This is a genomic window from Peribacillus alkalitolerans (assembly GCF_010882125.1).
GTDB classification, from domain to species: Bacteria; Bacillota; Bacilli; order Bacillales; family DSM-1321; genus Bacillus_BN; species Bacillus_BN alkalitolerans.
The window spans coordinates 61,999-67,998 of sequence record NZ_JAAGVZ010000017.1 but is presented as its reverse complement, the minus strand read 5'-3'; the positions used below and the strand labels follow the sequence as shown (position 1 = coordinate 67,998).

The window sequence follows — 6,000 nt, the reverse complement described above, 5'->3', positions numbered from 1 at the left end:
GTTAACATGTTCATCACCTAAAAGAATAGTATTACTTTCATTATATAAAAAAAAGACCGTAGGCAAATCCCCTTTTTGGGGGATTTGTCTACAGTCTGAAAGGACCTCTCCTATAGGAGTAGGTCCTTTTTGTTATATGATTTTTCCAGTTAGCCCTTTTATTCATTCATTAAGTGACGATAGATCGACCTCAGAATATTGTAGATCAGAGCTTTTCGGAATTCGTAATTCTAGAGTGCCGTCTTTAAATTGGGCAATTGCCCCTTTTTTCTTCACAATGCAAGGTAGTGTAATAGTGTGTTTATCATCACTTGAAGGAAATCCTTCAATAATGGCTTTATTGGATGTATGGTAAATCTTTATACCTTGGAGTGATTCAGATTTAGAAACAGGGATTCTGACAAACACATCACTGTGTGTCTCGAAGACTTCGGAATGCAATTCATTTTGCACCACTGTATTTTGCCCAGAAAAATTCCAGCCATTTGTACTGAATCCGCCTTGTTCAGATTGACCGCTTCTTGATTGATTGATCATTTCTTGAACATTTTGGGGAATAACATTAGAGAACAAACCTTGCATGTACCCTTCCATGTCTTGAGGGTTCATTTTATTTGGCATGTTTTTCATCTGCTTCTGAAAAGGGAAAAGCAAATTCCATGGAATCATCCAAAAAAACCTCCTTCCTATAGAAGATTTGGATATGTTATCATATGCATTTAATTGCCCACTCGACATAATTAGTTTATGGTTTAGGTCCGATTGTAAATGAAACAGTGTGCGAATTGTTCTTTTTCTTAAGGGCAATCGTTAATATTCCGTTTTCGTACGTTGCATTAATCGGTTTAGGATAAAAAGAAAAAGGAATGACCAAACTTCTCTTAAAAGGTCCGATGTGACGTTCAGATAGTAGAAGCTTTTCCTGTGGTACTCCATATGGAAAAGGAACTTGCCCATCGATATTTAAGGTTTGCCCAGTAAAATGAATATTGACGTCTTGAGGATTATGGATTCCAGGTATTTCGATATGGATAAAACCGTGTTCTGGCGTTTCGTATAAATCAATGGTTGGATATTTCTTTGGCATGATTTTTTGAAAATCGGTCCAAAAATGATCACCTAACACTTGTTCAGCTTTCTTTTGAAGAGATTCCCATTCTTGATGATTGCTATCGTTTTGATTTTCATTCGTCATAATCGTAGCCCCCAAATAAATTGTTTATTCATTATATGAGGTGTGAAAAGTCAATTATTCAGAATGGTTAGAGTCATTCACATATTAAACAAAAAAGCCAAGTCATATGACTTAGCTTTTAGCTTCACTTTGTGAAAATTTATGCCTTTGTACATATAAAAGCCTCAAACTTAGGCTCATGGCGCCAACTGCGAGACCAACAATCAAACCAATCCAGTATCCATAAGCCCCAAGATTCGAATAGGTTGCAAAAGAATATCCTGTTGGCAAGCCAATGACCCAGAATGATACAAAAGCCATAATAAAGGTGAAATTAACATCTTTATAACCTCTTAATGCGCCTTGAATCGGAGCCATGATTGCATCTGAAAGCTGGAAAAACAATGCGAAAATTAAAAATTTCGCAGTCATGGTTACTACGGCTGGTTCGTTTGTATAGATGCCTGCAATCTCTTCCCGAAAGAAGAAAAGGACGATACCAAAACAAAGGGAAATGCCAACCGCGAAACAAATCCCTATTAAGCTATAGGCTCGAGCATCCTTAAACCGTTTTCCTCCAACCTCAAATCCAACGACAATCGTCAAAGCCATAGAGATACTTAAAGGAACCATATAGACAAAGGATGCAAAATTAAGTGCAGCTTGATGAGAAGCTATAGTAATGGTATTGAAATCACTCATCAATAGTGTGACCGCTGAAAAAATACTCGTTTCAAAGAAAATGGAGAAACCGATAGGGACACCAATTTTGAATATGGCCTTCCACTCTTTAATCGAAATCGAATAAAGCTTTGAAAAGATATTAAAGGAAGCGAAAGGTTGATTTTTCTTAATGACAAAAAATGCAATTATAGTGATTAACCAATAGGTGATTGCAGAAGCATATCCTGAACCAACTCCACCAAGTTCTGGCAAACCAAATTTCCCATAAATCAGAAGATAATTAAACAATATATTAATCGGAAGGCTTAATAATGTAATAATCATTGAAACACGAGTTTGACCAAGTGCGTCAATGAAAGAACGTAAAACATTATAAATGAACAAAGGAATGATTCCGAAAGAAAGGGCAATTAAATAATCATGTGCAATCATCCTGACCCTAGGTTCAAGGCTCATTCCATTCAGAATTGGATTTAGGACAAATGAGCCTATAATTAAGATCACAACTGCCATAAGAACGGATAAATAGACACCTTGGATGACTGAAAATGGTACATCCTTCTTTTTACTTCCGCCGATAAGCTGAGCAACGATAGGTGTAATTGCCAGTAATATGCCGCTTAAACCGGTATATACAGGAATCCAAATCGAACTCCCAATGGAAACGCCTGCTAAATCAGCAGAGGCATAATTTCCAGACATGACTATATCAAAGAAATTCATGGAAAATAAACTTAGCTGTGTAACCAGGATAGGAAACATGATTTTCATAAAAAGAAGGATTTTTTCTCTCGGACTATAAGTTATATTCATGTGATTGACCTCAAATCTCTGTATTTCGGAGTACGAAGAATTATAACATAAAACATGGATGTAGGATTACTTAAATGGTTTTTTAGTTAAGTAGAATACAAGTAAAATGATTATCATAAAAACTATTTTTCTCTCATACAAATGTTATGGACAAGCATATATAAGGGAGAGAAAAAATATGGCGTATCAATATTCAAAGGGTTGGTATTTACAACAATTAAAAGAAGCAGGTATAACGAAACATCCTGTTGAGAGAAAAAAGCTGGAACTCTATCGTACCTTTGTAATTAGAAAATTATATTTTGACACAATTGGAAAAGGTAATTAAATAAGTCATTAAAGGCCAATCGGATTCTCGATTGGCCTTTTTCATGTTAGAGGCACTCGATGAAAACTTTTTTAATAAATTTTTTATTATTTTTCTGAACGAATTTTTGAGTTGCGCGTCTAACGTATAGAACTAAAGGAGGAGAAACAATATGAATGAAATACAACAAGCTTTTGAATCAATAAACTTTTTAATTATTGCCCCAATTTTACTCTTACAATTAATTTTAATGATCATAGCATTGGTGGATTTAATTAAGATCGATCAAACTAAAGGTCCTAAGGCGTTATGGGCAGTTCTAATTCTTGTAACAGGAATCATAGGTCCAATCCTTTATTTGATCATTGGAAGGAGGCAATAAGATGGCTCTTCTTCATGTCAGTAATTTAAGTAAAGCTTATAAAGGGAATAGAGGAGTAAATACCTTATCATTTACCCTTGACCAAGGAAAATGCATAGCGTTGATTGGCCCTAATGGTGCTGGGAAAACTACAACCTTGCGAATGCTTGCAGGATTGTTGTACCCATCAACAGGAAAGATTGAAATGATGGGTATGGAGCACGGTAGTGATATTCGAGCCTATATTGGATACCTACCACAATTCCCAGTCTTTTATGATTGGATGACAGGTTTTGAATTTTTAATTTATGCTGCCGAGTTAACAGGTATGAATGGTAAGGAAGCGACTTATCGTGCTGAAGTGTTAATGAAGCGGGTTGGATTAGAAGACGCGAAGAAAAGGAAAATCGGCAAATACTCAGGAGGAATGAAACAAAGGCTTGGGATTGCACAAGCCATTATCCATAAGCCGAAGTTACTCATGTTAGATGAACCAGTATCTGCATTGGATCCTTTTGGCCGAAGAGAAGTCCTTGATCTTTTATTGGAATTAAAACAAGAAATGACTATTTTATTTAGTACACATATTTTAAATGATGCCGAGGAAATTTGTGAGGATGTTTTGTTCTTACATGATGGGAATTTAGTGGAACAAGGCTCAATCCAAGAATTAAAAGAGAAAAATCAAGTTGGAAAAATTAAAGTGGAGGCTAGTATCGAATTAGCCCAGTTTGTTGGCCCGTTGAACGATAGCGGAATTTTTAACGATATCATTGTCCAAGGAAAGCAAGTCATTTGTGAGACTGATGCGATATTAGCGGGGCGAAAAACCATTTTAGGCTGGGTCCTCGAAGCTGAAATTCCTGTTGTGAAAATGGAAGTATCCAACTTAGACCTTGAAGATTTATTTATGAAGGTGGTTAAGCAATGAAGCAATTATTTACTCTTGTTCAAAAAGAATGGCTGGAAATGGTACGGAATTATCGAATTATTTGGGTTCCAATTACCTTTATTCTAATCGGCTTAACCGACCCAATTACAACGTACTTTTTACCTGATATTTTAAAAAGTGCTGGAGGTCTGCCAGAGGGGGCGGTAGTCTCAATCCCAACTCCAGCTGCCCCGGAAGTTTTCTTTATGTCATTGAATCAATATAACCTCTTAGGGATCCTTGTTATTGTTTTGTTGAATATGGGAAGTGTTTCAAATGAAAGAAAAAGCGGAGTAATTTCGATGATACTAGTCAAACCGGTTTCATATGTGAACTTTATATCTAGTAAATGGATTGCATCAATCATTTTAATCATTCCATCTATTATTTTAGGCTCTCTATCAAGCTGGTATTATACCTCGATATTGTTTGGAAAAATCCCGTTTGAAGAATTTATCAACAGCGTGTTAATCTATTCAGTTTGGATCTTATTTGTTATAAGCATTCTCCTTTTCTTAAATAGCTTTCTTTCTTCATCTATGATGATTGGATTTATCTCTGTTGTCATCATTATGATTATTAATCTTATCGGGGGTTTATTGTCTAAACGAATGGCTTGGAGTCCAGGCCAATTATCTTCGTATGTTGGAGAATATTTGGTTTCAGGTCAGTTTTCAGAGTATCTAATTGGATCTCTCGCCCTTACATTGTTATTAACGTTTATATGTTTCCTAGCTTCTGTCTTTTTATTTAGAAGAAGTATAGCAGAATAAAGAGTTTTCATTAAGAAAGTAACCAATCGATGGCCGATGTATGAGCTACTGGATTGGTTTTTCTTTTTTATTTCTTTAGGGATGTTCTAGCATATATTAATGAGAGACCCATATATTTGGAAGATAGATTGAATTATCGAAGGGGAATTTTGATGAACATCCGACAGCATTATATAAAAACCTCACATATTCATCTGTCCGTTGCTAAAATATCGCTCATATTGTTGATAATCGGATTATGCACATTAATATATTTCAGAGTGGACAAGATTGTTCTTTTATCCTTGGTCCCATTTTATTTCATTACCATTTTCTCTTTTGCTTTCTATCGAATGAATAAAAATCGGTCATCGCTTGTTCACCTGCCGGATAGAGATGAGTTGTTATCTCTTTTAGTGCAAGACGACTTGGTTTTAGTTTTTCTTCCCGCTCCAACATTGCGAATGCAATTTTACCATCCGATTGGCTCATTTTTGGGTGAGTTAAGAGATCATTCTCTTGCATGGTATTGGTGGTTAATCCCGAACATGATATCATTTTGGCTACCAAAGAAATATATTTTACTAGATAAGAACCAAAAGGTCGTTGCTAGCTTTAAAGTATATGCTAAAAACGAGAGAATGGAGATTTATAATGAAAGTAAGAAGCTAATCGGTACTTATTATAGTGATAAAAAATTTCTTTGGACTAGTACTTCAGGTATTTTTTACAATAAGGTTGAAAATCCTTCTGTTAAAGTAAACACCATGGTTATGGCACAGGAATTTACGTTAGAGAGAGTCGATGGAGCTAAAATAGGAAAACTTTCAATTGGATGGTTACCTTCAAATTGGAGCGAACGGTTCAACTGTAATTCCCCAATTATCCAATTTTCCTCTTTGGCTAAAAAAGAAGAAAGAATTTTCGGCTTAGCATACTGTTCGTTATTATTCCATCACCAGAATAATTAGTTCAGAA

9 protein-coding genes are annotated in these 6,000 nt (G+C 35.4%); 5 read left to right on the top strand and 4 right to left on the bottom strand.

Annotation, left to right across the window (positions count from 1 at the left end; all coding sequences use genetic code 11):
• Positions 1–162: 162 nt before the first annotated feature.
• From G3O09_RS17310 to G3O09_RS17300, 3 genes are all read right to left on the bottom strand, one after another.
• Positions 163–669, bottom strand: a complete 507-nt coding sequence (locus G3O09_RS17310; protein ID WP_163102719.1) for an Hsp20/alpha crystallin family protein — start codon at positions 667–669, stop codon at positions 163–165.
• A 76-nt stretch (positions 670–745) separates the two neighbouring features.
• Complete coding sequence (locus G3O09_RS17305; RefSeq protein ID WP_163102718.1) at positions 746–1,195, bottom strand: Hsp20/alpha crystallin family protein; 450 nt, start codon at positions 1,193–1,195, stop codon at positions 746–748.
• A gap of 111 nt (positions 1,196–1,306) precedes the next feature.
• Positions 1,307–2,671, bottom strand: a complete 1,365-nt coding sequence (locus G3O09_RS17300; RefSeq protein WP_163102717.1) for an MATE family efflux transporter — start codon at positions 2,669–2,671, stop codon at positions 1,307–1,309.
• A gap of 178 nt (positions 2,672–2,849) precedes the next feature.
• Here G3O09_RS17300 and G3O09_RS17295 point away from each other — a divergent pair, with 178 nt between their 5' ends.
• The 4 genes from G3O09_RS17295 (at position 2,850) to G3O09_RS17280 (ending at position 5,043) form a co-directional block, all read left to right on the top strand.
• A complete protein-coding gene (locus G3O09_RS17295; RefSeq protein ID WP_163102716.1) occupies positions 2,850–2,999 on the top strand; it encodes a DUF2639 domain-containing protein in 150 nt (49 codons plus the stop codon).
• Between the two features lie 151 nt (positions 3,000–3,150).
• The gene (locus G3O09_RS17290) at positions 3,151–3,360 is read left to right on the top strand and encodes a PLD nuclease N-terminal domain-containing protein (protein WP_163102715.1); all 210 of its coding nucleotides are present in this window, start codon (positions 3,151–3,153) and stop codon (positions 3,358–3,360) included.
• Between the two features lies 1 nt (position 3,361).
• Positions 3,362–4,270 (top strand): ABC transporter ATP-binding protein, encoded by a 909-nt coding sequence (locus G3O09_RS17285; RefSeq protein WP_163102714.1) that lies wholly within the window; start codon positions 3,362–3,364, stop codon positions 4,268–4,270.
• On the top strand, positions 4,267–5,043 hold the full coding sequence (locus G3O09_RS17280; RefSeq protein WP_163102713.1) for an ABC-2 transporter permease: 777 nt from the start codon (positions 4,267–4,269) through the stop codon (positions 5,041–5,043). The genes G3O09_RS17285 and G3O09_RS17280 overlap by 4 nt, the downstream gene beginning before the upstream one ends.
• A 303-nt stretch (positions 5,044–5,346) precedes the next feature.
• Here G3O09_RS17280 and G3O09_RS17275 read toward each other — a convergent pair whose 3' ends face one another.
• The gene (locus G3O09_RS17275; RefSeq protein ID WP_163102712.1) at positions 5,347–5,580 is read right to left on the bottom strand and encodes a hypothetical protein; all 234 of its coding nucleotides are present in this window, start codon (positions 5,578–5,580) and stop codon (positions 5,347–5,349) included.
• On the opposite strand from G3O09_RS17275, the gene G3O09_RS17270 reads away from it, so the two are divergent.
• Positions 5,571–5,993 (top strand): hypothetical protein, encoded by a 423-nt coding sequence (locus tag G3O09_RS17270; protein WP_163102711.1) that lies wholly within the window; start codon positions 5,571–5,573, stop codon positions 5,991–5,993. The two genes, G3O09_RS17275 and G3O09_RS17270, sit on opposite strands and share 10 nt — an antisense overlap.
• Positions 5,994–6,000 lie beyond the last annotated feature (7 nt).

Bases quoted from the DNA above. Each gene is read 5' to 3' on its own strand.
- G3O09_RS17310 (WP_163102719.1), bottom strand. From the start codon at position 669: ATGATTCCATGGAATTTGCTTTTCCCTTTTCAGAAGCAGATGAAAAAC.
- G3O09_RS17305 (WP_163102718.1), bottom strand. From the start codon at position 1,195: ATGACGAATGAAAATCAAAACGATAGCAATCATCAAGAATGGGAATCT.
- G3O09_RS17300 (WP_163102717.1), bottom strand. From the start codon at position 2,671: ATGAATATAACTTATAGTCCGAGAGAAAAAATCCTTCTTTTTATGAAA.
- G3O09_RS17295 (WP_163102716.1), top strand. From the start codon at position 2,850: ATGGCGTATCAATATTCAAAGGGTTGGTATTTACAACAATTAAAAGAA.
- G3O09_RS17290 (WP_163102715.1), top strand. From the start codon at position 3,151: ATGAATGAAATACAACAAGCTTTTGAATCAATAAACTTTTTAATTATT.
- G3O09_RS17285 (WP_163102714.1), top strand. From the start codon at position 3,362: ATGGCTCTTCTTCATGTCAGTAATTTAAGTAAAGCTTATAAAGGGAAT.
- G3O09_RS17280 (WP_163102713.1), top strand. From the start codon at position 4,267: ATGAAGCAATTATTTACTCTTGTTCAAAAAGAATGGCTGGAAATGGTA.
- G3O09_RS17270 (WP_163102711.1), top strand. From the start codon at position 5,571: ATGATATCATTTTGGCTACCAAAGAAATATATTTTACTAGATAAGAAC.
- G3O09_RS17275 (WP_163102712.1), bottom strand. From the start codon at position 5,580: ATGATATCATGTTCGGGATTAACCACCAATACCATGCAAGAGAATGAT.